The 25008-nt window shown below is 62.8% G+C and carries 17 protein-coding genes; 3 read left to right on the forward strand and 14 right to left on the reverse strand.

Going from position 1 to position 25008, the window contains the following annotated elements:
- Positions 1-8: 8 nt before the first annotated feature.
- The 8 genes from DVU_RS06700 to DVU_RS06735 all read right to left on the reverse strand — a co-directional run bounded on the left by DVU_RS06700 (position 9) and on the right by DVU_RS06735 (position 11307).
- A complete protein-coding gene (locus tag DVU_RS06700; RefSeq protein WP_010938716.1) occupies positions 9-1379 on the reverse strand; it encodes a dihydrolipoyl dehydrogenase family protein in 1371 nt (456 codons plus the stop codon).
- Positions 1369-2814, reverse strand: coding sequence for an aminomethyl-transferring glycine dehydrogenase subunit GcvPB (gene gcvPB / locus DVU_RS06705; protein WP_010938717.1), 1446 nt, complete (start codon positions 2812-2814; stop codon positions 1369-1371). The genes DVU_RS06700 and gcvPB overlap by 11 nt, the downstream gene beginning before the upstream one ends.
- The gene (gene gcvPA, locus DVU_RS06710; RefSeq protein ID WP_010938718.1) at positions 2811-4142 is read right to left on the reverse strand and encodes an aminomethyl-transferring glycine dehydrogenase subunit GcvPA; all 1332 of its coding nucleotides are present in this window, start codon (positions 4140-4142) and stop codon (positions 2811-2813) included. The genes gcvPB and gcvPA overlap by 4 nt, the downstream gene beginning before the upstream one ends.
- Before the next feature lie 14 nt (positions 4143-4156).
- Positions 4157-4540 (reverse strand): glycine cleavage system protein GcvH, encoded by a 384-nt coding sequence (gcvH, locus tag DVU_RS06715; RefSeq protein WP_010938719.1) that lies wholly within the window; start codon positions 4538-4540, stop codon positions 4157-4159.
- 191 nt (positions 4541-4731) lie between these two features.
- Positions 4732-5145: a response regulator gene (locus DVU_RS06720; RefSeq protein WP_010938720.1), complete on the reverse strand. Its 414-nt coding sequence runs from the start codon at positions 5143-5145 to the stop codon at positions 4732-4734.
- Between the two features lie 107 nt (positions 5146-5252).
- On the reverse strand, positions 5253-6908 hold the full coding sequence (gene pgm / locus DVU_RS06725; RefSeq protein ID WP_010938721.1) for a phosphoglucomutase (alpha-D-glucose-1,6-bisphosphate-dependent): 1656 nt from the start codon (positions 6906-6908) through the stop codon (positions 5253-5255).
- A gap of 278 nt (positions 6909-7186) precedes the next feature.
- Positions 7187-8287, reverse strand: coding sequence for a redox-regulated ATPase YchF (gene ychF / locus DVU_RS06730; protein WP_010938722.1), 1101 nt, complete (start codon positions 8285-8287; stop codon positions 7187-7189).
- A gap of 413 nt (positions 8288-8700) precedes the next feature.
- Complete coding sequence (locus DVU_RS06735) at positions 8701-11307, reverse strand: M16 family metallopeptidase (protein WP_010938723.1); 2607 nt, start codon at positions 11305-11307, stop codon at positions 8701-8703.
- A 193-nt stretch (positions 11308-11500) separates the two neighbouring features.
- On the opposite strand from DVU_RS06735, the gene DVU_RS06740 reads away from it, so the two are divergent.
- The gene (locus DVU_RS06740; RefSeq protein WP_010938724.1) at positions 11501-13696 is read left to right on the forward strand and encodes an STAS domain-containing protein; all 2196 of its coding nucleotides are present in this window, start codon (positions 11501-11503) and stop codon (positions 13694-13696) included.
- A 226-nt stretch (positions 13697-13922) separates the two neighbouring features.
- Here the strand turns inward: DVU_RS06740 and DVU_RS06745 are convergent, their stop codons facing one another.
- The 4 genes from DVU_RS06745 to DVU_RS06760 all read right to left on the reverse strand — a co-directional run bounded on the left by DVU_RS06745 (position 13923) and on the right by DVU_RS06760 (position 19926).
- Positions 13923-16517, reverse strand: coding sequence for a TIGR03960 family B12-binding radical SAM protein (locus DVU_RS06745; protein WP_010938725.1), 2595 nt, complete (start codon positions 16515-16517; stop codon positions 13923-13925).
- A 235-nt stretch (positions 16518-16752) separates the two neighbouring features.
- Positions 16753-17118 carry a hypothetical protein gene (locus DVU_RS06750; RefSeq protein WP_010938727.1) on the reverse strand — a complete coding sequence of 122 codons (366 nt, stop codon included), beginning with the start codon at positions 17116-17118 and terminating at the stop codon, positions 16753-16755.
- A 62-nt stretch (positions 17119-17180) separates the two neighbouring features.
- A complete protein-coding gene (locus DVU_RS06755) occupies positions 17181-18365 on the reverse strand; it encodes an MFS transporter (protein ID WP_010938728.1) in 1185 nt (394 codons plus the stop codon).
- 496 nt (positions 18366-18861) lie between these two features.
- Positions 18862-19926 (reverse strand): phosphotransacetylase family protein, encoded by a 1065-nt coding sequence (locus DVU_RS06760; protein ID WP_010938731.1) that lies wholly within the window; start codon positions 19924-19926, stop codon positions 18862-18864.
- Between the two features lie 478 nt (positions 19927-20404).
- On the opposite strand from DVU_RS06760, the gene rnc reads away from it, so the two are divergent.
- Positions 20405-21166 carry a ribonuclease III gene (rnc, locus tag DVU_RS06765; RefSeq protein ID WP_010938733.1) on the forward strand — a complete coding sequence of 254 codons (762 nt, stop codon included), beginning with the start codon at positions 20405-20407 and terminating at the stop codon, positions 21164-21166.
- A 100-nt stretch (positions 21167-21266) separates the two neighbouring features.
- Here the strand turns inward: rnc and DVU_RS06770 are convergent, their stop codons facing one another.
- Positions 21267-22163, reverse strand: coding sequence for a flagellin N-terminal helical domain-containing protein (locus tag DVU_RS06770; RefSeq protein WP_010938734.1), 897 nt, complete (start codon positions 22161-22163; stop codon positions 21267-21269).
- 271 nt (positions 22164-22434) lie between these two features.
- Between DVU_RS06770 and DVU_RS06775 the strand changes: the two genes are divergently transcribed.
- Complete coding sequence (locus DVU_RS06775) at positions 22435-22809, forward strand: flagellar protein FlaG (RefSeq protein ID WP_010938735.1); 375 nt, start codon at positions 22435-22437, stop codon at positions 22807-22809.
- 467 nt (positions 22810-23276) lie between these two features.
- On the opposite strand, the gene DVU_RS06780 is transcribed toward DVU_RS06775, so the two are convergent.
- On the reverse strand, positions 23277-24971 hold the full coding sequence (locus DVU_RS06780; protein WP_010938736.1) for a flagellar hook protein FlgE: 1695 nt from the start codon (positions 24969-24971) through the stop codon (positions 23277-23279).
- Between the last annotated feature and the right edge of the window lie 37 nt (positions 24972-25008).

Below are 25008 nucleotides of genomic sequence, written 5' to 3' on the forward strand. Positions count from 1 at the left end.
CTACCTGTTCAAACCTTCTGTGAAGGTGCAAGCAGTGCGGCTTCAAGGGCCTCATCAAGGGTCGGGTGGGCGAAGATGATGCCGTGCACATCTTCCCATCGCCACCGTTGCGAGACGATGACGGTCGCCAGCGTAACGAGATGCGACACGCCGTGACCGACGGCCGAAATCCCGCGTACCTGCCCTTCGACCCATAAGACGCGTATGAATCCGCCAGTTGTCCCATACGCCTGGGCAATGGGATTTGCAATGAGTTGGCTGGTGGATACGTGTACATCGTGCCCCGATGCGACGAGTTCGGCAACCGTGGCACCGGCGCGCATGACCTCGGTGTGCCCGTAGATGCAAGAGGGCATCACAGGGGCAGGGTAGCCGGAGGCCGAAGAGGCGGACCCGGACGCGATGTGGCTGATGACAAAGCGCGCCTGATGGTCGGCCGCATGGGCAAGCAGGGTGCGTCCGTTGACGTCGCCGATGGCGTAAAGCCCCGGTGCCGCGAGGAGATGGTCGTTGGTCTCCACCCATCCTGCGCCGAGCAGGGTTGCCCCTGCGGTCTCGAGGCCAAGGCCAGCTGTGGCAGGACGCCTGCCCACGGCCATGAGCGCCTTGTCGGCCACGAGTTCCGTCCCGTCTTCAAAACGCAGTTGCGCCTTGCCTTCGACGGTGGACAGGGAGGCTACGCGCCGTCCTGTATGGATGGCCCATCCCTCGCGCTTGAGAAGCTTGCCGAGCGTCTGGCCTATCTCGGGGTCTTCCGTCGGCGCCAGTCTGTCGAGCCCTTCGACTATGGTGATTGCCGTGCCGAGACGTGAGAAGAAATCGCCCATCTCAAGGCCGATGGCTCCCCCGCCGACGATGATCAGGCTGTCGGGGACTTCGGTGACATCCAGAAGCGCCGTGGAGTCGAGAACCGCTTCCCCGTCGGGTGCGAGGCCCGGAAAGGAGGCTGGCACCGAGCCCGTGGCGACGATGACGTTACGAGCTGCGAGTTCCCGTGTTCCCTCACCGTCGACCACTTCGACATGTCCCGGGCCTGCGAGTCTGGCCGTACCCGTGATGACCTCGATACCGGCCTGACGAAGCTGCTTTTCAAGGGCCTGTCGGGTTCCGTTGATGAATCGCGTCTTGCGCGCCTGAAGGGCGGTCAGGTCGAAATCGATGGTTCCCTGTGCCGTCTTGAGCTTCTTCTGGACTTCAAGGAGTGGATGCGCAGCCGTTCCACCGAGAAGCAGTTTGGTGGGAATGCAGCCCCAATTGAGGCAGGTGCCGCCAAAACTGCCCTTGTCCACGATGGCGACGCGCAGGCCCGCCGCCGCAGCTTCGAGGGCGGCCCGGCTTCCGCCGGGCCCTGCTCCGAGTATCACGACATCATAGGTCATCGGTCAGCACCATGTTGCGGGCTGCAGCCGTCTCATCAAGGCGTCGCACGGGAGTGTGCAGCGGCGCGTCGTGCAACGCGTCCGGGGTCTGCCGTCCCTGTTCGACGATGGAGGCAAGGTCGTCCATGAAGGCGTCGAGAGTCTCCCTGCTTTCTGTCTCGGTAGGCTCGAACATGAGGCATTCCTTGACGATGAGCGGAAAGTAGATGGTCGGGGCATGGTAGCCCTTGTCGAGCAACGCCTTGGCGATGTCCAGCGCACGTACGCCGCATTCGGCCGTATTGCAGGCGGAGGCGACGAATTCATGCATGCATGTGCGGTCGTGGGGGATGTCGAGCACCCCGCGCAACTTGCAGCGCATGTAGTTGGCGTTGAGCACCGCGAATTCGGAGGCGCGCGTCAGACCTTCTGCCCCGAGACGCAGGATGTAGGCATACGCCTTCAGCAGCACACCGAAGTTGCCGTAGAAGGGGGCCACATACCCGATGGACTTGGGGTAGTCGTAGTTGAGGAAGAAGTGGCCGTCGCGTTCCTTCTCGACCCGCGAGATGGGCAGGTAGGGTTCAAGGCGTGCACTCACGCCCACGGGGCCCGAACCGGGGCCGCCGCCGCCATGCGGTGTGCCGAAGGTCTTGTGCAGGTTGAGGTGCACCACGTCGAAGCCCACATCGCCTACGCGCATCTTGCCCATGATGGCGTTGAGGTTCGCCCCGTCGTAATAGAGCAGGGCATCGACGGCGCGCAGCTTCTCGACGATGCGCGGCAGGTGCTTCTCGAACAGGCCCAGCGTGTTGGGGCATGTCATCATGAGGGCTGCCACTTCGTCGTCGAGCACGGCTTCGAGCGCGTCGGGGTCGACGAGGCCGTCCTTCGATTCGATGTTCACCACCTCGTACCCGGCGAGTGCGGCGGAGGCGGGGTTGGTGCCATGTGCCGAGTCGGGGCAGATGATCTTGGTCTTACGGTTGCCCTTGTCCTTATGGTAGGCGGCAATGAGCATGACGCCCGTGAGTTCGCCGTGCGCCCCGGCCATGGGGTGCAGGGTGAAGGCGGCCATGCCGTTGATTTCGCAGAGCAGCCGCTCCGTCTCCCACATGACTTCGAGAGCGCCTTGCGTGTACTGCCCGGCCCCCTTGAGCTGTGCCATGAGCGGATGCAGGCGGGTGAAGCCCGGCAGCGCGGCGACATGCTCGGTGAACTTGGGGTTGTACTTCATCGTGCATGAGCCGAGCGGGTAGAAATTGCCGTCCACGCTGTAGTTGAGTCTGGAAAGCCCGGTGAAATGGCGAACCACATCGAGTTCGCTCACCTCGGGAAGCCGGGGCGCCTTCGAGCGCAGGAGTCCGGCGGGCAGCATGTCGGCAGCCTTTCTGGAAGGGGCCGAGGGAAGGGCGGCACTTCTGCCGGGCACCGATTTGGCGAATACGGTCTTCACAGGATGCCTCCGAGCATTTCGGCCAGAATACCGACCTGTTCGAACGAATGTTTCTCTGTGCAGGCCACCAGCAGCACGTTGTCCATGCCGGGATAGTAGCGTCCGACAGGGAAGCCGGGCACGTAGCCGCGGGCGGTGAGCCTGTCCACAACCTCGAATGCGCTCACCGGAAGGCGAACGGCGAACTCGTTGCCGAAGGGGGCGTCGTGCAGGAGTTCCACGCCGGGCAGGGCGGTAAGCCGTTCTGCGGCGTATCTGGCCCGCTCCATGGAGAGTTCGGCGGTGCGGACGAGCCCTTCGGGGCCGAGCAACGTGAGGTGGATGAGGCTGCGCAGGGCGCACAGGGCCTGGTTCGAGCAGATGTTGGACGTGGCCTTGGCGCGGCGGATGTGCTGTTCGCGCGCTTGCAGCGTCAGCACATAGCCCGTGCGTCCGTCGACATCCTGCGTGCGTCCGACGATGCGCCCCGGAATCTGGCGCACGAGGGGCTTGGTGCAGGTCATGATGCCAAGATACGGCCCGCCGAAGCTCAGGGGTTGACCGATGGACTGGCCGTCGGCCACGGCGATGTCGGCCCCCATCTCGCCCGGTGTCTTCAGCACCGACTGCATGACGGGGTAGACGGAGATGACGCCGAGTGCCTTGTGGGCACGTGCATGGGTGAACAGGTCGGTGAAGTCGGTGATGGCACCGAAGAAGTTGGGGTTCTGCACCACCACGGCGGCGCAGGTGTCATCGACGGAGGCCTTCAGGGCATCCATGTCGGACAGACCGTCACGATGCGGCACCGTCACCAGTTCGAGTTGCAGATTCGAGGTGTAGGAGGCCAGCATCGTCCGGTAGATGGGCGACAGGGCCTCGTCGATGACCAGCTTGCGCCTTCTGGTGGCGCGCACCGCCATCATCATGGCCTCGAAGAGGGCCGAACCGCCATCGTAGACGGATGCGTTGGCGCAGTCCATGTCCAGCAGACGGCACACCGCTGTCTGGAATTCGAATATGGCCTGTAGCGTGCCCTGCGCGGCTTCGGGCTGGTAGGGGGTGTAGGCGGTGTAGAACTCCCCGCGAGAGGAGAGGGCGTCCACTGCTTTGGGGATGTGGTGGTCGTAGAAGCCGGCACCGAGGAAGCTCACCACGTCGGTGCGGTTTCTGGCGGAAAGGGCTTCAAGACGCGAGCATACGTCCATCTCGCTCAACCCCTTGGGCAGGGCGAAGCTCTTGGGGCGCATCTCTGCGGGGATGTCTGCGAAGAGGTCTTCAATGGTGTTCACGCCGATGGCGTCGAGCATCACGCTGACGTCTTCGGGCGAATGCGGGACGAAGGGCATGACGGCTCCTCCGCCTAGTGGGCTTCGCTGGCGACGAGTTCACCGTAGGCGGTGGCGTCGAGCAGGTCTTCAGGGGTTGCGGCAAGCTTCACACGCAGCATCCAGCCTTCGGTGTAGGGCGACTGGTTGACCAGTTCGGGAGCCGATGCGAGGGCGTCATTGACGGCGATGACCTCTCCGGCGACAGGTGCGTAGAGCTCGCTGGCAGCCTTGACGGATTCGACGGAGCCCATCTCCTGTTCCACGTCGAGGGTGTCGCCCACACCGGGAAGGTCGACGAAGGTCAGGTCGCCAAGCTGTTCCTGTGCGAAATGGGTGATGCCGATGACGGCTTCGTCGCCTTCGATGCGAATCCATTCGTGGGTCTTGCTGTACTTGAGTTCGGCGGGGATGCTCATGGGTTGTCTCCTGTTGTGCGGCCCGTGGTCGTGGACGCTTGGTTTTGGTTGGTAGATACCCGCTCGCCCCTGCGGGGGCAAGTGCTAGATGCGTAAAGCAAAAGGCCGGATGGTTCCGGCCTTTTGTCGCATCTTGTGATGGCTGCGCGCTCCCCCCGCAGGAGGGCTGGAGAGGACGCGTCGTGAGGGTATCACGCTTCGTTCTTGGACAGATGCACGCCGAGTTTCTCTATCTCGTCCAGCAGAATCTGTCTGCGTATGGGCTTGACGATGTAGCTTGTGGCTTCGCCGAGAAAGAATGCATCATGCACTTCGCTGGAGTCGTCGAGACCGGTGAGCATGATGATCTTGGCAGCTTTCTCGGGTGCGATGCCATGCTCCTTCTCTATCTCGCGTATCTCGCGCAGTGCCTGCTGCCCGTCGGCATTGGGCATGAGAATGTCGAGCGTGATGACATCATAGGGTTCGCCGTCGCCGAGTGCGGCTCGAAAGGCCTCGACGCCCTCCTCACCGTCGGTGGCGACGTCCACATAGCCGTATGGGTGCAATAGCTTCTGGACGAGCCTGCGGCTGTCGAAGTCGTCGTCTACGACAAGAAACTTCATTGCAGTGTTTCCCCCGATGTTGTCTTGGATACGTGTTTTATACGCATTGAGCCATAGCCCAGACAGTCCCCACTGTCCAGCCGTGAGCCTTCAACCATCAATGATTATCAGGAACTAGCATCAGCGTCAGCGAAGATAGACGCCACGATATCCACAGCATCTTTCTGGATGCGTTGCAGATGTTCGGGGCTCACGAAGCTTTCTGTATATATTTTGTACATGTCTTCCGTGCCGGAAGGCCGCGCGGCGAACCAGCCGTCATCGGTCACGACCTTGAGGCCGCCGATGGCTGCACCGTTGCCGGGGGCATGGGTGAGCATGGCGGTGATAGGTGCGCCCGCAAGTGATGTGGCCTTGACCCGTTCCGGGGTAAGCCCCGCGAAGACGGCCCGCTGCGCCGCCGTCGCCGGAGACTGCAGCCGTTCATAATACGGCGTGCCGCAACGTTCGGTGAGTTCTGCATAGATTTCGGATGGCGAGCGTTCCTCAACCGCCATCATCTCGGCGGCGAGAAGATTCATGATGATGCCGTCCTTGTCCGTCGACCACGGTGTGCCGTCGCTACGCAGGAACGACGCCCCGGCGCTCTCTTCACCGCCGAAGCCGCATGAGCCATCAAGCAGCAGTGGCACGAACCATTTGAAGCCGACGGGCACCTCGACGACCTTGCGTCCCAGAAGCTTCGCCACGCGGTCGACCATGCTGCTGGTCACAAGGGTCTTGCCTATCCCGCACGTCGTATTCCAGCCGGGACGATGGCGGTAGAGGTACCACACTGCCGCCGCGATGTAATGGTTGGGATTGAGCAGACCTTGTGCGGTGACTATGCCGTGCCTGTCGGCATCGGGGTCGTTCCCGAATGCGATGTCGTAGGACTGGCGCAGGTCGATGAGCCCGCGCATGGCCCAGGGCGAGGAACAGTCCATGCGCACCTTGCCGTCCTTGTCCTGCGGCATGAAGCGGAAGGTGGGGTCGGCTTCGCGGTTCACCACGGTGATGTCCAGCCCGTACTTTTCGGCGATGGGGTCCCAGTAGGCGAGGGATGAACCGCCCAGCGGGTCCGCTGCGATGCGAAGGCCTGCGCCACGGATGGCGTCCATGTCCAGTACCGAGGCGAGGTCGTTCACATAGGCGCTGACAAGGTCAACAGCTTCGATTCCGGGAGTGCGCAGGGCCTTGTGCAGGACGACGCGCCTCACTCCGGCGAGGCCGTTGTCGAGAAGTTCGTTGGCGCGGCGTTCGATGCGTCGTGTGACCGTCGTGTCCGCAGGGCCGCCGTGGGGCGGATTGTATTTGAAGCCGCCGTCTTCTGGAGGGTTGTGGGACGGGGTGATGACGACGCCATCGGCACGGGGCCGGTCGCGGTGGGCATTCCAGCAAAGGATGGCATGGCTGATGACGGGGGTGGGGGTGAATCCGCCGCCAGTCTGAAGCCGGACGTTCACTCCATTGGCTGCGAGTACCTCAAGCGCGGTGCGATGGGCGCATTCGGAGAGGGCATGTGTGTCCATGCCGAGGAACAGCGGGCCCGCTATGCCGTCTTCGCGGCGGATGTCGCAGACCGCCTGTGTCACGGCGAGGATGTGTTCCTCGTTGAACGTGCCGTGCAGTGAAGACCCCCGATGCCCCGATGTGCCGAAAGCCACCCTCCGTTCGACTGCGGTGGTGTCAGGGTGTCCGGTATAGTATTCGCCCATGAGGGCGGGGATGTTCACGAGCCTGTCGTGGCTGGGACGTTCTCCGGCGAGAGGATGGACTGACATGCGGGGCTCTCTGTTGCGTGGTTTGCAATTTCGATCATTCCGTGCAGCAGTCTACCCGCCTGTGGTGTGAAGCACAACCCGTGCCGGATTCTTATCATGCCCCGCGGATTGTCGTCACCATCGTAGAAGTTGCGTCCATGACTCGCTCATGGCGATGCAAGGCGAATTGCAGTGGACGGCATGTGAAAGGGGGACGCATCGCGATGCGTCCCCCCGTTCCTGTCACGTCATGCGATGGCCGACCTTGAAGGTGTGGCCTCGCGAGAAGCGGATCGAATCTACACGTTGAAAAGGAAGTGGACGACGTCGCCGTCCTGCATGACGTATTCCTTGCCCTCTACGCGCAGAACCCCGGCTGAACGGCATGCCGCCTCGCTACGGTGCTTCACGTAGTCGTCGTAGGCGATGACCTCGGCACGGATGAAGCCACGCTCGAAGTCGGTGTGGATGACGCCTGCGCCTTGCGGGGCCTTCCAGCCCTGCTTGATGGTCCATGCCCGCACTTCCTTCTCCCCGGCAGTGAAGTAGCTGGCAAGGCCGAGGGTGTGGTAGCCGGTGCGGATGATGGATACGAGGCCGCTTTCGTCGATGCCGTACGAGCCCAGCATCTCGGCCTGTTCCTCATCGGAGAGGCCTTGCAGTTCCTCTTCGATCTTGGCGCAGATCTTGACCACGTCGGCTCCGCGCGAGGCGGCGAGCTCACGCACCCGCAGTACGTGGGCGTTCTCTTCGCCGATGCCGGTCTCGTCGACATTGGCGCAGTAGATGATCTTCTTGGCGGTCAGCAGCCCCATCTCACGCCATGCAAGCTGGAAGGCGTCGCTTTCGCGGGCCTCGAAGGTGGAGGCGGGGTTGCCCGCGTTCATGTGCTCAAGCAGGCGTGCGACCTCTTCGGCTGCTGCCTTGGCGTCCTTGTCGCCCTTGGCCATCTTCTGGAGACGTTCGAAGCGCTTCTCTGCGCTCTGGATGTCGGCCAGAAGAAGCTCGGTCTCGATGGTCTCGATGTCGCGCAGCGGGTCGATGGCCCCATCCACGTGCGTGATGTTCTCGTCATCGAAACAGCGCACCACTTCAAGGATGGCCGCGCATTCACGGATGTTGGCGAGGAACTGGTTGCCAAGCCCTTCACCCTTGCTGGCCCCGCGGACGAGCCCGGCGATGTCGATGAAGTCGACCGTGGCATGAAGCACACGCTGGGGCTTCACGATCTCAGCGAGGGCGTCGAGACGCTTGTCGGGCACGGCGACCGTGGCCTTGTTCGGTTCGATGGTGCAGAAGGGGTAGTTTGCCGCTTCCGCGTTCTGTGCCTTGGTCAGCGCGTTGAAGAGGGTGGACTTGCCTACGTTGGGCAGCCCGACGATACCTATGCTGAGAGCCATGTGCTGTTCTCCGGGAGACTAGTGGTGGGCGGCTGTGCCGCGCGAGGCTTCATAGCCGTTTTTCGCGGGACTGCCTAGCCCCGGTTTTGTGGCCGGGGGGGCAGGGGGCGGTGGATGCCCCAGAAAGGCGTGCAACGTGGAGGGATAGGGGCTCTCCCGCCCGAGCCCTGACGCTGGTGTTCGGCTGTCGTGGGAGGGCTGTGCGGCGAGAAAGGATTCCGCCTGCGTGATGGCCTCGTGCGGCTCCGGATGGCAGGTGCAGGCCCGGGGCGGCAACGGCACAGCGGGCATGGCACAGCGGGCATGGAGTGGAGCGCCAGTATGAAGGGCGGAAGGCTTCATCGCCTCCCGCCCTTGTCGTGCTTGTCTGTCCATGTGCGGGGTCTCTGCCTCGCACCTTCGGGCTTCAGAGCCTACGGGAGCACCTTCACCACGCGTACCTTGTTCATGTCGAGGTAGGTGCGGGCGACCCGCTCGAGGTCGGAAGGCGCGAGCTTTTCGGCCTTGTCGATGACCTCGCGATTGAACAGTAGCGGATAGCCTTGCGAGGTGAGCATGGCCGCTTCGGAACTGCGGCTGCCAAGACGCTGATGCTCGCGGTAGTAGTCGCCGCGCATCTGGTTCTTGCCGCGTCGCAGTTCTTCGTCGGGGAGGGCCGTCGCGTGCAGTTGGTCGATGACCTTGCGGAACCCAGCCTCGGCCTGTTCGAGCTTGCCGGGTTCTGTGCCGATGTACAGCACCATGAAGCCTGCGAGGTCTGACTGCCAGTTCATGGCAGTCACCGTGTAGCCGAGTCCCTGCTTGTCACGCATGTCACGGAAGAGCAGACCACTCTGTCCTGCCAGCACGGATTGCAGCAGTTCCAGTGCGGGCGTGTCCTTGTGTGCGAGGCCCACTGTGGGGAAGACCAGCAGCAGGTGCGCCTGATTGCGTTCGGGCAGGCGCAGGTCGAGCGCCTTCTCCGGCGTCCATGCGGGGGCGTCGAGGCTGACAGGCTTGCCTGAGGGTGCAGGCAGCGACTTTGCGAAGCGCAGAACGGCCTCGCGGTCGAACGAACCTGCCACCGACATGACCCACGGCTGTGCAGCCTGCCTGGCCCAGAAAGCCTTCACATCGTCACGCGTGAAGCCTTCGACCGTCTCGGGCTGGCCGAGATGATAGAAGCCGTAGCTGTGGCCGGGGAACAGGAAGGGCGTGAGATGCCTGAACGCAAGTCCCAGCGGCTGGTCTTCACGGGCGCGGATGCTGGCGACCTGATTGCGCTTCTCGCGGGCCACCTCGTCCGGTGCGAGGGCGGGGGTGGTGAGCACTTCGTGCAGCAGCCCGAACATGTCACCGTCGAAGCGCGAGGGTTCACGCAGGCTCAGGGTGAATGTGCGCCGACCGGCACTGGCGCCGAGTGACGCGGCGCGGTCGGACTGGAAGGCTTCCAGTGTGGGGGCATCATGCTTGAGCGTGCCCTTGGTCAGAACCGATGCGGTGAGTGCCGCAAGCCCCTGCCTGTTCTGGTCGAGAAGGGCATTGCCGCCGGAGAAGACCATGTCGAGGGCCGTGTAGGGCAGCGTGGTGTCGGGAATGAGCACCACCTTGCGTCCGCCGCCGAGGTCGACGGTCTCGGTCTTGCCCACCGCAGCGGCGTTGCCTTCTTCGGCGGCCTTGCCCTTGGAGGGCCATGTGGACTTGAGCGTGGCGGCAAGGGCAGGGGCCTTCGTGCCTTCCGGCAGCAGCACCGACACGGTCAGGCGCTCGGGGCGCAGCCAGTCCCTGATGAGGGCCTCGAGTTGCGGGCGTTCGACATCCCGGACGGCTTGCAGGTAGTTGGCCTCGCCCTGTGGCCCGTCGCTGAAGAACTGGAAATAGCCCTCCTTCGATGCGAGGCCTGCCACTGTCTCCTTGGAGCGGTAGAGTCCGTCCTCGATGTTGAGGCGGGCGCGTTCGAACTCCTGTTCGGTGAAGGCATCGGCCTTGAGGCCTGCCAGCATGGTCGTGAGTTCCTTCCAGAACGTCTCGACCTTGTCCGCATCCAGTTCAGCGGTGATGTAGAGCATCCCCACCCGCTCGAAACTGTAGTTGGCCACGGAGATGTCATCGACAAGCTGCTTCTCGTACTTGAAGGTGCGGTACAGCAGGGCGGTGGGGTCGCCGCCAAGAAGCTGGGAGAGCATGTCGAGTTGTGCGGCCTGAAGCGCCTTGAGGCCGGGCACCGGAAGCGCGACGCCGAGGTACACCTTCTTCCACGGGCCGTGTTCCACGTTCACGACGGGCCCGTGGGCGAATGCGCGGGCGTCGATCGCAGCCGGAGGCGTGATGTTCTGGTCGTTGGTCAGGCCGCCGAAGAGCCGTTCCGCTTCGGCACGCACCTCGGCGGGGTCGACGTTGCCCACCACTGTCAGCAGCATCGACTGGGGCTGGTAGTGCTTGCGGATGTACGCGCGCATGGTGTCCGCGGTGGTGGCGCGGATGGTCTCGCGATAGCCGATGATGGGGCGTTCGTAGGTCGTGCCCTTGAGCGTGCCCGCCTGCAACGACTGGAAGATGCGGCTGTCGGGCGAGTCTTCACCGCGTTGCAGTTCGGCGATGACGACATCCTTCTCCGATTCGAGTTCGGCAGGGTCCAAGGCGGGCTCGAATGCCATGTCGCGCAGGACGTCCATGCCCAGCTTCCATTGCGTCGAGGGCATGTCCGTGAGGTATACCGTATAGTCGAAGCTGGTGGCGGCGTTGAGATAGCCGCCCACGCTCTCGACATCTCGTGCGACCTGTCCCTTGGGGCGTTTCACCGTCCCCTTGAAGACCATGTGCTCGAGCAGGTGGCTTATGCCCGCCTCCTCAGGTGTTTCAAAGGCCGAACCGGCGTGGACGTAGAGGCGAAGCGAGGCGAGGGGGAAACGGTCGTCCTTGAGGACGAGTACAGTCAGGCCGTTGGAAAGCCGCGTTATGTCGGCGGGCTGCGCAGCCTGGACGGACGTGGCGAGCATGAATACTCCGATGATGCAGGTGAAGAGAGCGGCTATGCGCATGGGCATCTCCTTGTTTGTGGAAGCACGGTCATGCCGGGTGGGCATGACATGTCACGACGTTGCAGGCCGTGCGAGGCATCCTGTAACGTTAAGACTCCGGCCCCGCAAGGCAAGGGGCGATGCAGACAAGCGCCTTCATCTCGGCTATGATGGCCGAAGGCGCTTCGCGCCGGATTCCGGGGAGGTTGCAGCGGTGACGGATCAGGAAAAGCGGACCCAGCTCGAGCGGGAGTTTCTCGGCGAGGCGTTGCGTGTGCTCGCTGACGCGGGAGTCGACCTGCTCGAACTCGAAGTGGGCGGCGATGGTGTCGAACACGCCGTCCTTGGTCGCCTTTCGCGTATCACGCAGACAATGCGCGGCGGTGCGGGGCTTCTGGGGCTCAACGCCATGCACGAGTTGGCCCTCGTGCTTGAAGCCGTGCTCGACCTCGCCCGGCATGAGAAGCTTCCCCTCGATACCGTGGTCATCACGGCCATCGAGCGGGGGATGGATGCCTTCGCCGCGCGCTTCAAGGGAATGCGCGACAGTCAGGATGCCGGGGGGACGGCGGGCCGGGCCGAGGTGACGCAGGCCGTGCAGCTTTTGCAGGGTGTGGTGCGGCAACCAGCGGATGCGCGCTGCATCTCCGAACGGCATGTGGTCAGGGGGCCGGATGTCGACGCCGTATTCACCATGGGCGGGCACGACCTGCGCCGGGCGTCGCGAGAAGGGTTGCGTTTCTATGTACTCGCCTTCGATGTTGAGCACGACCTGCGCCAGAAGGACGTCAGCCCGCTGGGGCTTCTCGTGTTCCTGCAGAAGAGCGGCGATGTGGTGGACGCCCGCTTCACCGGCGTACGTGGTGGAGGCGGGGGGAATGTGGGCGTGCTCTTCTCGTCCATTCTCGACGCAGATTTGCTGGGGGCGGTGTTCCAGATAGACGCCTCCCGCGTCTTTGCCGTGGATACGGACGCAGTGGCGAGGGGGGAGGCCGCTTGGCGCGAACGTGACTTGCCAGCACCGGACGCGGGCAAGTCGGCGATGCCGGATGAACCGGACAGCCGAAGTATCGAACTGTTGCTGCTGCAGTATGACGAGGCCATGAAGCGCCTACGGGAGCAGAGTATGCAGGATGATTTCGAGCCCTACGACATGAACAGCGATACGGATGAGAAGCCTGCTTCGCAGAATGCCGGAGGGGAATTCGACGAGGTCGTGGGGATGCCCGATACGTCGTTCGACGGGCAGGAGGCCATGCCTCTATCCGGCACCCTCTCCGATACGGTGGCAGACCCTGTGTATCAGGCAGCCGGGGCAGAAGCCGAAGAGTACGCTACGGACGCCCCGTCGTCCGGCATGGCTGGTGATGCCATGCCCCCGCTTGATGCACCGGGTAGTTACGGTTTTTTCGATGACGCTCCCGGTGTGGGCATTCTGACCGATACCCCGCATCCTGTGGCGGATACCCTGGAAACCGGAGAGGCCTCAGGCAGTCTGGCGGGGGATGACGCAGTAGACGATGATGCCGCCGCAAGTCTGCTTCTCGACCTCGAAGCCGAGTTCGATGCACCGTTACTCGATGAGGCCGATGCCTATGCCGTTGAGCCGCATCGCATCGGGCTGGCGGAGGGGGGTACGCTTGACGGGGCGGCATCGCACCTTTCCGACGGGCTTTCCATCGCCGATTCCGATCTTGATTTCTTTCGCGACGACGCCCCACCGCCAGACCAGAGTCACCTCGACCTTCCACTTTCGGAACGTGGTGAGAAGCCGGGCGGTGATGGCATCATGCTCGACCTCGGCTTCGATGATGCTGCCGGGGACGAGGCACCTGCCGTCGATACCTTTCCGGAAGCGCCAGCCATGCCAGCTGCTGCAGGCATGGGCCTCGACGCTTCGCTGGTCGACCCTGACGTCATGGCTGCGGTGGGGGCGGCGGGAGGCTTGCCGCCCCATGACGAAGCCATTGCGGAGGCTGTCGCCTTCCCGGCAGGCACGCCCTCTGCCACCGCGTCCGTTCCGTCTTCACCTCGCCCGGTATCCGGCACGGGGGTGGCGGCTGAACCCACCAGTGGCGGTTTCGATGTGCGTGAATCCGGGGGGAGTGGCATCCTTATCCTGTCGGGCGAGTTGACTATCGAGCGGAGTCTCGCCTTTCGGGATGCCCTGCTTGAGATGTTCGACCGGTATCAGAATGTGCGCCTCGACCTTTCCGGGGTGACCGAAGTCGACCTCACTTTCTTCCAGCTTCTGCGGGCTGCCGTCGTGACGGCGCAGCGCAGGGGCGGGACGCTTGCAGGCTGCGGCGTCGTTCCTGCCCCCGTGAGCGAGACGGCCCATAGGGCGGGTCTGGACGCGCAGGCCGTGAAGCGTGCCGGTTTCGAGGCTGTCCTCGGCGGCATGGCCTGATGTGCGTGACGGCGTGACCGCCACGACAGATTCTCCGATGCCGCCCGCCTTGCGTCTTGGGCTGTGCAGAGACCGCGAGGCGTGCTGTCCGGTCAGGCGGTCGTTAACCCTGTCTGTCGCCTGCTGGCATACAATCCGTGAGTCCTGTCTCCTTGCTTCTGCTATTGCCTGAAAAAGGCCCGCCTCCTGTTGGAGACGGGCCTTTTGTCTTCGGGTGACAGGGCGATTAGGCCGGTTCGAAGTGCTGTTCCAGCTTGGTCATGGCGAGTTCGTTGATGGCGGCCTCGGGGAAGACGGCGCGTGCAAGGGCGAGGGGCGACATGTAGAAGTCCGTCCAGTCCAGACGCAATGTCAACGAACCGTCGTCTTCGAACGTGATATCCCTGAACAGCGGGCGGATGTCTCCGGTGCGCTGTCCCTTCTTGGTGTCTCGGGTCCACTCGAAGGCTTCGCATGCAGCGAAGGTTCGCCATGCGTCGATGAACGTCGGCTGCATCTCTTCGGGGGCCAGATAGCGAAGCGTGAAGACCTCGACCACCGGCTGGGGATGGCGTTTGCTGGGAAGCTGTTCCTCGACGAAGGTCACGCGCATCCCCTTGGGCAGACGCCCTTCAAGACGCTGCCGCACTTCGTCAGCCGTGAAGCGTTCACGCAGGATGATGGTGAACCACTCCGCGCGGCTGGCCACGCCTACGGGCAGCGCGCGGCCGAACGAGAGCAGTGGCAGGGGGTGGAAGCCTTGCGAGAAGGCCGGGGGAAGTCCCGCACGCCGCAGCGCCCTTTCGAAGATGGTCTGAAGTTCCAGCTGGCTGAGGAACACGGCCATGTCTTCCTTGGTGTACCAGATGCGGTACTGGGACGCCTTGTGGACAAGGTCTCCTGACAGCTTCGGCGGGCGGTTGGGGGCCTCGTGGCGCACGACCTGTCCGTTATCGTCCAGTGTCGGCTCATGCGATTGCTGGTCGCGCTGTTCGAAATTGAGGCGATTGGCGTAGGCCTCCACACCCGGCAGCCTGTCGAGGCGCGAGGGGCCGGCCTTGGTGTCGCAAACCCCGCACACGCGGCATCCGGAATAGCGGCAGTCGGGCGTTGTCTTGAGCGACAGGGCGCGTTCACGTTCACGCAGCAGGAATTCGCGCGAGACCCCCGAGTCGAGATGAGCCCACGCAAGCGGGGCGTCGATGTCGCGGGCGCAGGTGTATTCGTCAGGTGAAAGACCGTGTTCGTTCATGGCCTCCAGCCACGGGGCAAGGTCGAAGCCCTCCATCCAGCTGCTGAAGATGGCCCCCTTGCGGAAGGCGCTCTCCACGACGGGGGCGAGTCGCCTGTCGCCGCGTGAGAAGATGCCTTCCAGAAAGCTCATCTCGGGTTCATGCCAGCGAAGCTTGAGCCCCTTCTCGCGGCGGAAGGCATCGCGCAGGTAGCCGACGCGCGCCCGAATCTCTTCAAGCGAAATCTGGGCCTCCCACTGGAAGGGGGTGTGCGGCTTGGGCACGAAGGGCGAGACGGCTGCGGTGACCTGAAGCCTGCGAACACCCCGTCCCGCTGCGTCACGCACCTTGCGGCACAGGTCGACGATGGCGTCGAGGTCTTCATAGGTCTCGGTGGGCAGGCCCAGCATGAAGTACAGCTTCACCTGCTGCCAGCCGTGTTCGAAGAGCTTGCGGACATGCAGCATCAGCCCTTCTTCGGTGACGCCCTTGTTGATGACGTCGCGCAGCCGCTGGCTTCCGGCTTCCGGGGCCAGTGTCGCCCCCGTACGACGGATGCCCGCCATGCGGCGCATGATGTCGTCGTCGATGGAACCGACGCGCAACGAAGGCAGGGAGACCGAGACCTGCTCCTCTGCGCAGCGGTCGACGGTCTGCATGAACAGGGTCTTCAGCGCGGAGAAGTCACCGGTGCTGAGGGAGAGGAAGGAGACGTCGTCGTACCCGGTGCGGGCCAGACAGTCTTCAAGTAACGCTTGAAGGTTCGGGACGCTCCGTTCACGCGCCGGACGGTAGGTCATGCCCGCCTGACAGAAGCGGCAGCCGCGTGTGCAGCCGCGTCCTATCTCCAGTGCGAGACGGTTGTGCACGGCCCCGAAGGGGACGAGTTGCGCCGCCGGGTATCTGGCATTGTCCATATCGGCGATGATGCGTCGCACGACCTTGTCATAGCCCTGTCGCAACGGGGCAGGCGTGGCGCCCTGTGCGTCATCGGCGAAGAAGGCGGGCACGTAGACACCCGGAATGGATGAGGCCGCCTCGAGATAGCGTGTGCGAGACCAGCCCTCGCTACGGGCCTTGGCAAGCAGGTCGATGATTTCGACCTGAACCTCTTCGCCTTCACCGAGTACCATGAGGTCGAGAAAGGGTGCCATGGGTTCGGCAGCGAGGGTGCAGCCGCCGCCCGCCATGATGATGGGCCATGCAGCAAGGTCGTCGCCCCGGTCTGCGCTACGCAACGGAATACCCGCAAGGTCGAGCATGTACAGGATGTTGGTGTAGCAAAGCTCGTGCGTGATGCTGAAGCCGACAAGATGCAGGGCCGCAAGCGGTGTATCCGATTCGAGCGTGGACAGCGGCGCGTTGTGGCTGCGGAGTATGGCGCCAGCTTCGCGGCAGGGGGTGAATACCCGTTCGGCCCAGATGTCCTCGCGGTCGTTGAGAATGCCGTAGAGAATCTTCTGGCCGAGGTAGGACATGCCTACTTCATACATGTCGGGGAAGGCGAGCGCACAGTGGATGGCCACATCTTCACGCCGTTTATGGACCGAGCCCTCTTCGATGCCGGTATAACGGCTGGGCTTCGGCAGCAGGGAAAGCAGTTCGCGCATGTCCGTCCTGCAAGTGGTTGCGGTGGGCACAAAAAGGGTGGCCTCAGGCCACCCCGGACAAAAGGCAAACCCCGTCAGCGGCGGCTTGCGTCACCAGCGGCGTCAGCGCCACCGGGTGGGAGCAGGCATCGGCGCGACAGGCGGGTCGCTGTCGGTCTCCGGTGCCGCAGGTCGTCAGATATGGTTGTAACCGGGGGAGACGAGGCCCCCCCGGATTCACTGCGACAGTCGCCGTCTACTTCTTCAGCAGGCTCGAAAGGTCGCTGACCTTGCCGCCCATGCCGGGTTTTCCGAGGCCGAGTCCACCAACGCCACCGAGTCCGCCCGTGGAAAGCGTGAGGTTCGAGCAGGCTTCCATGTACTTGGTCTTGAGGTCGTCGGGAAAGCTCTTGTATTCGTATATGACGTGCTTGCGTTCGATGACGCCGTCAAAACCCTGTTCGAAGGGGTAACCGTAAGGCATCAGCATCATTTGCACGCCCTGCTGGGTGGGAATGGTCTGAAGCGCGGCGACATCCTTGTAGGCGTCAGCTTCTGCGTCGAACTTGCCGATGACGAGTTCGCCGTTGACCAGTTTCACAAGGCGGATATCGTAGGCCATTCGGGATGCTCCTTGGGTTAAGCGTTCCGGCATAGGTAGGGGTTACGCATGGGGCTGTCAAGTCAGCCTCTGCCAAGGGCGGCATGGGGCAGCGCCCGAAGGGTTAAGAGCGTGAGAACCGAAATCCCGCCCAGTGCCATGAACCCCGCGCCAAAGCTGGCGTGCTGCCCGCACAGCCCCAGAAACGCCGGGGCTGCGCCCGTGCCGATGAGACATGCCACCGGCATGGTCAGCGAGAGGAGAAGCGGCTGGCGTGCAGCCGGAAAGCTCTGTGCGAAAGCCTTGAACAGCGCAGGAAACGAGAAGGCCGTCACGAAGGCCTGGGCGCTCATGCCGATGAAGACCCATACCGGCTCAGACAGGGCCATGAGTGACAGCGCAGCGCCGTGCAGGAGCAGATAGCCCTTGATGATGCCACCCGCCCCCGCCCTGTCGGCGAACCATCCTCCGGCGACTGCCGCAAACGGGCATAGCAGCCGTGACAACGAGACAAGCTGGTTGGCCGTCGTCTCGGTGAAGTGCAATTCGGTCACAAGATGAACTGGCAGTACGCTGAAGGTGGCGAATTCGCCCGCAACACAGACGCTGAACAGCACGATGAACACCCACGTGGCAGGTGTGCGCAGGGCTTCGCGGCACCCCGCGTAGGAAGGCGGTGCCGCCAGTGTGCGGCCTCCGCGTCCGAAGAGGGCGAAGGCGAGTCCGAGCAGTGCGAGGCAGCTTCCCAGAACGGAGAAGACCCCTCGCCAGTCCATGTGCCGCAGGGCCGCTTCGGCGAACAGCGGCAACAGGATGAAGCTGGTGTTGGGTGCCAGTTCATGGACTGCGACGGCCTTGCCCCAGTCGCGAGGGCTGACAAGGCTGGACAGGGTAGCCATTCCCGCCGGAAAGTACAGTCCCGCCATGAAGCCGAAGAGACCGAAGACCAGCCGCGCCGTTCCGAGAGTCTCCACCAGTGACATGCCAAGCAGGCATAGCCCTGAAAGGGTGAGGGACAGTGCGACCATGCGACCGGGGCTGATGCGTGCGAGAAGGAAACCGCATACGAACTGGCTGGCGCTGAAGCCAGCCGCCTGCACGAGAAGCAGTCCGGTGGCCTGTGCATGTCCCACGGCAAGGTCGCGTTCAAGGTCGACCAGCAGGGGAGAAAGGGCCGAACGCGCGGTGTAGTTGAGCATGAACAGCAGTGCGACGAAAGCCGTCCATGGAAGAGCCTTGCGGAAAGAGGTCTCGGTGCTGGTGGACATGGGGTGGGCGACTCCAAGAGAAGAGGGAGACCCGATGGGTCTCCCCGTGAATTGTCGGCGGTGTGGTGCGTGTTGCGGTAGCGTTCGGCCGACCGGTCTTCGTGAGAGGGCACCTCGGCCCATATCGACGCCGCTGTCAGGTCGTGTCGATGACCATGTCAGCCGGGATGCCTGCGGTCATGCCAGCAGCCATGCCGGGAGCCTTGGCGCGGGGTCTGCCCTCTGCTGTCACTCTTCCTGAATCGGCAGAAGCCGTCTCGGGAGACGGAAGCCGCTTCGTATTGCCGCGTCAAGGGGGCGACATGTTGCTCGTTGCCAGCCCCGTGGCGTTGCGATGCTTCCGGGCGACAGGGAACATGCTGACAATGCCGCGTCTGACGGTGGCGGGGCGACGCCTCACTCCCCGGGAAGCAGCAGGGCGTGACCTTTCAGTGCAGTGCCATCCCTCAAGGGCATCCCGTGGCGACAGGTGCCCTCGCCCGGTCGCGGGTGCGCATCAAAGTCCGGCTGCTTCCTTGATATATTCGAAATCGATGGAGGAACTGACCAGTTGTGCTCCCTGCCGTATCTTGATCACGTCGCGCAGTTTGTGCCGTGAGAGGATGGCTTCCATCTTCTTGGCGACGGTATACGTATCGTCCCGGACGACCACGATGGGCGTGTTGAGGATTTCGGAGCGCGTGAGGATGATGTCGTTGGGGTACAGGTTGCCCGTGAGCACAAGGCAGGGGCAGTTGCCCTCAAGCGCCACCAGTTGCACGTCCGACCTGTCGCCCCCGACGATGACCGCCGAGTTCTTGTTCTTGCGGAAGTGCGTCATGAAGTTCTCGACCTGCATGGTTCCGATGAGGAAGTTCTCGACGACCTTGTCGGACTTGTTCTGCGCGGAGATGACCTTGCCGCCGAGTCGTTCGGCGAGGTCTCCCACCTTGATGGCTCCCATCAGCGGGTCTTTGGGGATGACGCCGACCACGCGCACACCGTTGCGTTCGAGGAACGGCTTGATGAGTCCGTCGACCTCGTTCATGAAGTTGCCGGGGATGTCGTTGAGAATGACACCTGCGAGGTTGTCCCCCAGCGTGTCCTTGAGAACGACGAGGTAGTCGTAGTTGAGTTCCTTGTGCAGGCGGTCGATGATGATGGCTTTGATGCCAAGTTCCTTCACCACCCGGATGCCGTCCACATTGCAGTAGCGGCCCGAGTACATGCTTCCCGAACCTGCGACGACCATCACGTCATGGCGCGAGGAAAGGTCGCGGTAGGCGGAGGTGATGGCTGGCATGTAGTCTTCGCACTGCCCGCTGAACGCCTTGACCTTGAAGTCCTGCGTGACGAGTACGGGTGTCACCTTTTCGGCGGGTTCGTCGAGTCCCAGCACGTCCTGCACGAAGAAGGCGTCTTCATCGCCCAGCACACCGCCGCGCTCATGCGGCATGGCCCCTACGGGCTTCATGTAGCCGACGTCGTAGCCGTCCTTCTGGAGGCGGAGGCCAAGGCCCATGATGACCATGTTCTTGCCCGAGTAGCCAGAGGTCGACCCTACATAGATGCCAGCGGCCATGGCGTTCTCCTCGTTGTGTGCTGTGACGTGCGGCGAGGTTCGTCGTGCGTCATGTGGCGGTCAGGGGCGCACCCTTTCTCATAGTGCTGCCAAGCCCTGCGATTTTGACCTGAAATACCACCTGAAAGCAAGGGAGAACTGATGGTTGTCCATGATGTCGTCATACGGCATCGGCAGAAGGTTTGCCACGTATCTTCTGGCCGTATGTGGGGCATTGCCGCAACAGGTCATGGACGACCGTCACTGGCAGTGGTTTGCTGCCCGCAGCGCGCACAGGCAGGGGAAGCAGGCGGCGATCCCGGTTGTGATACATGGAGCGGGTGGGGCGCGGACATGCGGCAGCCAGCCATGCAGGGGACGTGCGGCAGCGTAAGGCTATGCGACTTGCGGAGAAGTTTCGCCAGAAAATTGACAAGACAAGCGTCCGGACATGTTCTTCCGGCTTGCGGGGCGGCGGGCACCCCGGTATCCTTTATGGATGTGGGCAAGAACTGCCGCATGGGTCTTTGGCCTTCCAGAGACCCTCAGGGAAATCTGTTACCGGAGAGACAATGTGAAACCTGTCGACGAGCTTCAGAAAACCATAGGCCACCGATTCGGTGACATGGAACTTCTACTGACTGCCATGACGCACAGCTCATGGGCCAATGAACAGGCCGTTCCCGTGGAACACAATGAACGTCTGGAGTTTCTCGGTGACGCGGTGCTGGAGCTCTGCGTTTCCGAGGAGCTGTTCAGGCGTTTTCCGTCAGCCCGCGAAGGCGACCTGACGAGAATGCGGTCGCGGCTCGTCAGCAAGCCTTCTCTGGAAGGCGTAGCCCGCGAGCTTCGTCTTGATATGTCACTGCGTCTGGGGAAAGGGGAAGAGAGTCAGGGGGGGCGCGAGCGTGGTTCTCTGCTCAGCGATGCACTCGAGGCCATGCTTGGCGCGGTGTTTCTGGATGCCGGCTACATCGCCGCGAAAGGTGTGGTCATGCGGATTCTCGGCCCGCACTTTCCGGAAGCCCTCGTGCCCGTTCGCACCAAGGACTACAAGAGCCAGTTGCAGGAACTGACGCAGAAGCTCTTTCGCGACCGCCCGGTGTACACGCTTCTTGGAAGCAGTGGGCCTGAACATGACAAGCAGTTCGATGTGCGGGTCGTGTTGCCCGACGGAACGGTCTTCGAGGCCACAGGTCCGAGCATGAAGCGTGCGGAACAGATGGCCGCGGCACGAGCTGTTGCCACCCTCGACAAGTGACAGGTCGAGAGCGCTGACGTGGTGTCATCGGCACCGGGGAGGCCGCTCCTCCCCGGTACGGATGTCTTTGGTCTGCCTTCACCACAAGAAGGTTCCCGCCTTAGCCGCCGATGAGCTTCATCGCCATCTGCGGCAGCGAGTTGGCCTGCGAGAGCATGGCCACGGCCGACTGGGTGAGAATCTGGTTTCGGACGAACTCCGTCATTTCCGTGGCGACGTCCACGTCGGAGATGCGTGATTCCGAGGACTGGAGGTTTTCGGCCTGGATGGAGAGGTTGCTGATGGTGTTCTCCAGACGGTTCTGGAGGGCACCGAGCGAGGCACGAATCTTGTCCTTGGAGATGATCGCCTGGTCGATGGCGGCAAGGGCCGCCTGCGCCGCAGACTGCGTGGAGATGGTGTAGCCCCCGGCTTCGGTCCCCAGTGCAGATGCATTGCCGAGACCGAGCATGGAGGCCGTGGCTCCGCCGATTTCGATGTAGTAGTAGTCTTCGGCAGAGTCGTTGCCGGTGCCGAAGTGGATCTTCAGCGCCCCGCTCTGCTGCAGGACGGAGCCGTTATGCACCCCCGACAGCGATCCGTTGAGCAGGTGGATGCCGTTGAAGTCCGTCGCGTTGGCGATTCGGGTGATTTCCGAGGCCATCGCCTGGTATTCCGATTCGATCATCAGGCGCTGGTCGGAGTTGTAGGTACCGGTTGCCGCCTGTTCCGCAAGTTCTTTCATGCGGATGAGCTTTTCGTCGATGATCTGGAGCGCACCGTCGGCGGTCTGGATCATCGAGATGGCGTCGTTGGCGTTACGGATGCCCTGGCGCAGGGTGGAAATGTCAGCCCGCATGAGTTCGCGGATTGCGAGACCGGCAGCGTCGTCGGCGGCGGTGTTGACGCGCAGGCCCGAGGACAGGCGGCGGGTCGAGGTGGCGAGCCTGCCGTAGCTGTCTGTCAGGTTGCGGGCGGCGTTCATCGCCATCATGTTATGATTGATGACCAAAGACATGGGGTAAACCTCCTTGTGGTTTGCTGAACACTCATCAGCAAACACGATGCCAATCGCAAATAATCAATTGAAATCGTAGTGTTCGATAAAGTCTAGACACGGACGGGGCACCACTTGCCCGTGCTCTGTCACTTTTTTCCGCTGCTTGCGTCGGCCAGCCGACATGCGGCGAAGCCATGGGGAAATTTTTGCACACCCTAATCCCGTGGCGTTTTCCGCCGATGAGAAGAATGAATCCCAGTATGTGGGGGCACCCCCGAAGGAGGTCGTCATGCAGGAAGAATCGCCCGTTGCCGTACAGGGCACCTTCGTGACCAATCCGGTGCGCCCCCCGGCTGAAGTCGCCACCTCCGACAGCGCCATCTCCTTGCGACAGCCGCGACCCCAGACCGGTGAAGAGCGCGCCGAAACGAAGGACACCTCGCCCGAGAAGCTTCAGGAGCGTCTTGAGGCGTTGCAGAAGCATCTTGAAGAGCAGGGAGCACCGTTGCACTTCAGCATTGTCCATGATGCCGGAAGAGTGCTCGTGGAGGTGACACAGCGTGACAGCCAAAAGGTTCTCATGCGTATTCCACCCGAAGGGGTTCTTCAGGTGGGTGCCGATGGTCTGCCATCGCTCGGCAAGCTTCTGGACAGGCGCTACTGAGCCCGCCGCATCCTTTTTTCATCGTGCGGCTGTAGTCGCACCATGCTTGCGGTGTTCCCTCGTAGACGCGTGGCAGACGCCGTTCGCGTGAACCTGTCGCAGCCCTGGGCGTTCGCGCGCCTTGTGGCAGACGTTGCAAGGACGCACCGGTGAAGTTGCCGGACCTGGCAGGTGAAGACGAAAGGACGTCATCGCGGTCGTGCTGGCGCGAGGTTTGCCATCGCATTCCATGATTCTCTGTGCTGATGCTCGCCGCTGTCCGTGCCGGACGGCGGCTTTTCCATCGTTCCGTCTGTATGCCGAGGTCTCACGGTGATGCGCATGGTGCCCTTTCGGGGGCCGTGCCCATCATTGCGGTTTACCGACGTCCCTGTCGTGTCCTTTGCAACGAAAAGCCGCCGTGTCCCTGAAGACCGGCGGCTTTGTTCGGTGCGTCCTGCCATATGCGGGGCGCAAGGTCTGCCTGCTTAACGCTTCATGTTCACGACCACTTCAAGCATGGTGTCAGTGGTTGTGATGACCTTGCTGTTGGACTGGAAACCTCGTTGCGTGGTGATCATCTCCACGAATTCGCGGGCGAGGTCGACGTTGGACTGCTCGAGTGAATTCGAGCTGATGGCCCCGAGGCCGTTGCTGTTGGCAGGGCCGGGCAGAGGGTCGCCGGAATCTCGTGTGCCGCTGAAGAGGTTGCCGCCCTCTCGGCGCAGGTTCTGCTTGCTGGTGAAGTCCACGAGGGTGACCTGATAGAGGTCGAGAGTCACACCGTTGGAGTACTTCCCCTGCATGATGCCGTCACGGTCGACAGTGATGTTCTGCAAGAAGCCGAACGTGTAGCCGTCCTGCTTCTGGAACTGTGTCGATGACGAACCGGCGTAGCTTGTCGTTGCACTGGGCTGGCGCTGCGAAGAGGTCAGACCCGGCAGCAGCGAGGCGTCCGTACCGATGGCGGCGGCGTTGGGGGTGGATGTCCACGGCGTGGTCGCGTTGGTCGAGCGCAAGCCGAGGTCGAGTTCCATGAGGAAGTTCTGTGCCGTGGGAGAACCTACCACGCTCGAGTCGGTAAGGCCCGAGAAGTTCGCCACCATCATGGGAAGTCCGTTGGAGGACATCTGCGTAGGCTGCCAGTTGACGAGGTCGGCAGGCGTGGTGACAGGCGGGCCGGGGTTGGGCGTAGGTTCGTTCCACGGGGGGGTGGTGTCCGTGTACTGACCGAAGGGGGTGAAGGCGGTCTGGTCGACAAGCTGCCCCGTTGTGTCGAACGTGAGTGTACCCGTCATTAGCAGGCCCGCCGCCCGAGTGGTGTTCATGGCCGTACCGGCGATGACGCGCTTGTCCTCGGCCGGGTCCATGGTGACGATGTATTCCCATTGTTTGCGACCATTGGGTTCGTTGGTCACGCTATCGGGGTCGACCTGGTCGAAGTAGACGGTGAGGGTGTGGGCGGTACCGGCTTCGTCATAGACCTTGATGGTGGACTGATAGGCGAACGCCGACTGGGCGAGGGCAGGCTGTGTGCCCGTGAGGGGGTTCTGGCCGTTCCATGTCTCGAAGAGCGAGAAATACGGGTTCGTGGTGCTGCTGCTCTTGTCGTTACCCGGATTGGAGTCGAGGTTGACATTGAGCGTGATGTTCTGGGTGTGCTGCGGTTCGGCGGTGAAACCGTCGAGCTTGATGTCCACAGGCACACCGGAACCCTTGATTTTGGACGTGGTGCTGGTGGCGGTGACAGCGGACGAGGTGAGCGAATTCTGGCTGCGCTCGATGGCCCACCCCTGCAGGACGTAGCCATGCGGGTCTACGAGGTAGCCGTCGGCATCGAACCTGAAGTTGCCCGCGCGGGTGTAGTAGGTGTCTTCCGTTCCCTTGGGCTTCACCGAGAAGAAGCCCCGTCCCTGAATGGCAAGGTCGGTGGATTCGTTGGTGGTCTGGAAGGCCCCCTGGCTGTAGTCCCCGAAGATGGCACCGATGCTCACGCCGCGACCGACCTGCGTCACGCCCGCTGCGCTGTAGGTGTCCTGATTGAGGAAGTCTTCGAAGTCCATACGGCTGCCTTTGAAGCCGACGGTGTTGACGTTGGCGATGTTGTTGCCGAGGACGTTCATCCTCTCGCCGTGGGCGAGCAGTCCTGAAACGCCCGTCCACATGCTTGCGGTAAGGCTCATGTCTTACCTCCTTCGAGGGGTTCGCCCGCATGGGCGT

This window comes from Nitratidesulfovibrio vulgaris str. Hildenborough (assembly GCF_000195755.1).
GTDB lineage: Bacteria > Desulfobacterota > Desulfovibrionia > Desulfovibrionales > Desulfovibrionaceae > Nitratidesulfovibrio > Nitratidesulfovibrio vulgaris.

Coding starts and splice junctions, on each gene's coding strand:
- DVU_RS06700 (WP_010938716.1), bottom strand. CDS start 1,379: ATGACCTATGATGTCGTGATACTCGGAGCAGGGCCCGGCGGAAGCCGG.
- gcvPA (WP_010938718.1), bottom strand. CDS start 4,142: ATGCCCTTCGTCCCGCATTCGCCCGAAGACGTCAGCGTGATGCTCGAC.
- gcvH (WP_010938719.1), bottom strand. CDS start 4,540: ATGAGCATCCCCGCCGAACTCAAGTACAGCAAGACCCACGAATGGATT.
- DVU_RS06720 (WP_010938720.1), bottom strand. CDS start 5,145: ATGAAGTTTCTTGTCGTAGACGACGACTTCGACAGCCGCAGGCTCGTC.
- pgm (WP_010938721.1), bottom strand. CDS start 6,908: ATGTCAGTCCATCCTCTCGCCGGAGAACGTCCCAGCCACGACAGGCTC.
- ychF (WP_010938722.1), bottom strand. CDS start 8,287: ATGGCTCTCAGCATAGGTATCGTCGGGCTGCCCAACGTAGGCAAGTCC.
- DVU_RS06735 (WP_010938723.1), bottom strand. CDS start 11,307: ATGCGCATAGCCGCTCTCTTCACCTGCATCATCGGAGTATTCATGCTC.
- DVU_RS06745 (WP_010938725.1), bottom strand. CDS start 16,517: ATGCGCGAACTGCTTTCCCTGCTGCCGAAGCCCAGCCGTTATACCGGC.
- DVU_RS06750 (WP_010938727.1), bottom strand. CDS start 17,118: ATGGCCTACGATATCCGCCTTGTGAAACTGGTCAACGGCGAACTCGTC.
- DVU_RS06755 (WP_010938728.1), bottom strand. CDS start 18,365: ATGTCCACCAGCACCGAGACCTCTTTCCGCAAGGCTCTTCCATGGACG.
- DVU_RS06760 (WP_010938731.1), bottom strand. CDS start 19,926: ATGGCCGCTGGCATCTATGTAGGGTCGACCTCTGGCTACTCGGGCAAG.
- rnc (WP_010938733.1), top strand. CDS start 20,405: ATGTGGGCAAGAACTGCCGCATGGGTCTTTGGCCTTCCAGAGACCCTC.
- DVU_RS06770 (WP_010938734.1), bottom strand. CDS start 22,163: ATGTCTTTGGTCATCAATCATAACATGATGGCGATGAACGCCGCCCGC.
- DVU_RS06775 (WP_010938735.1), top strand. CDS start 22,435: ATGCAGGAAGAATCGCCCGTTGCCGTACAGGGCACCTTCGTGACCAAT.
- DVU_RS06780 (WP_010938736.1), bottom strand. CDS start 24,971: ATGAGCCTTACCGCAAGCATGTGGACGGGCGTTTCAGGACTGCTCGCC.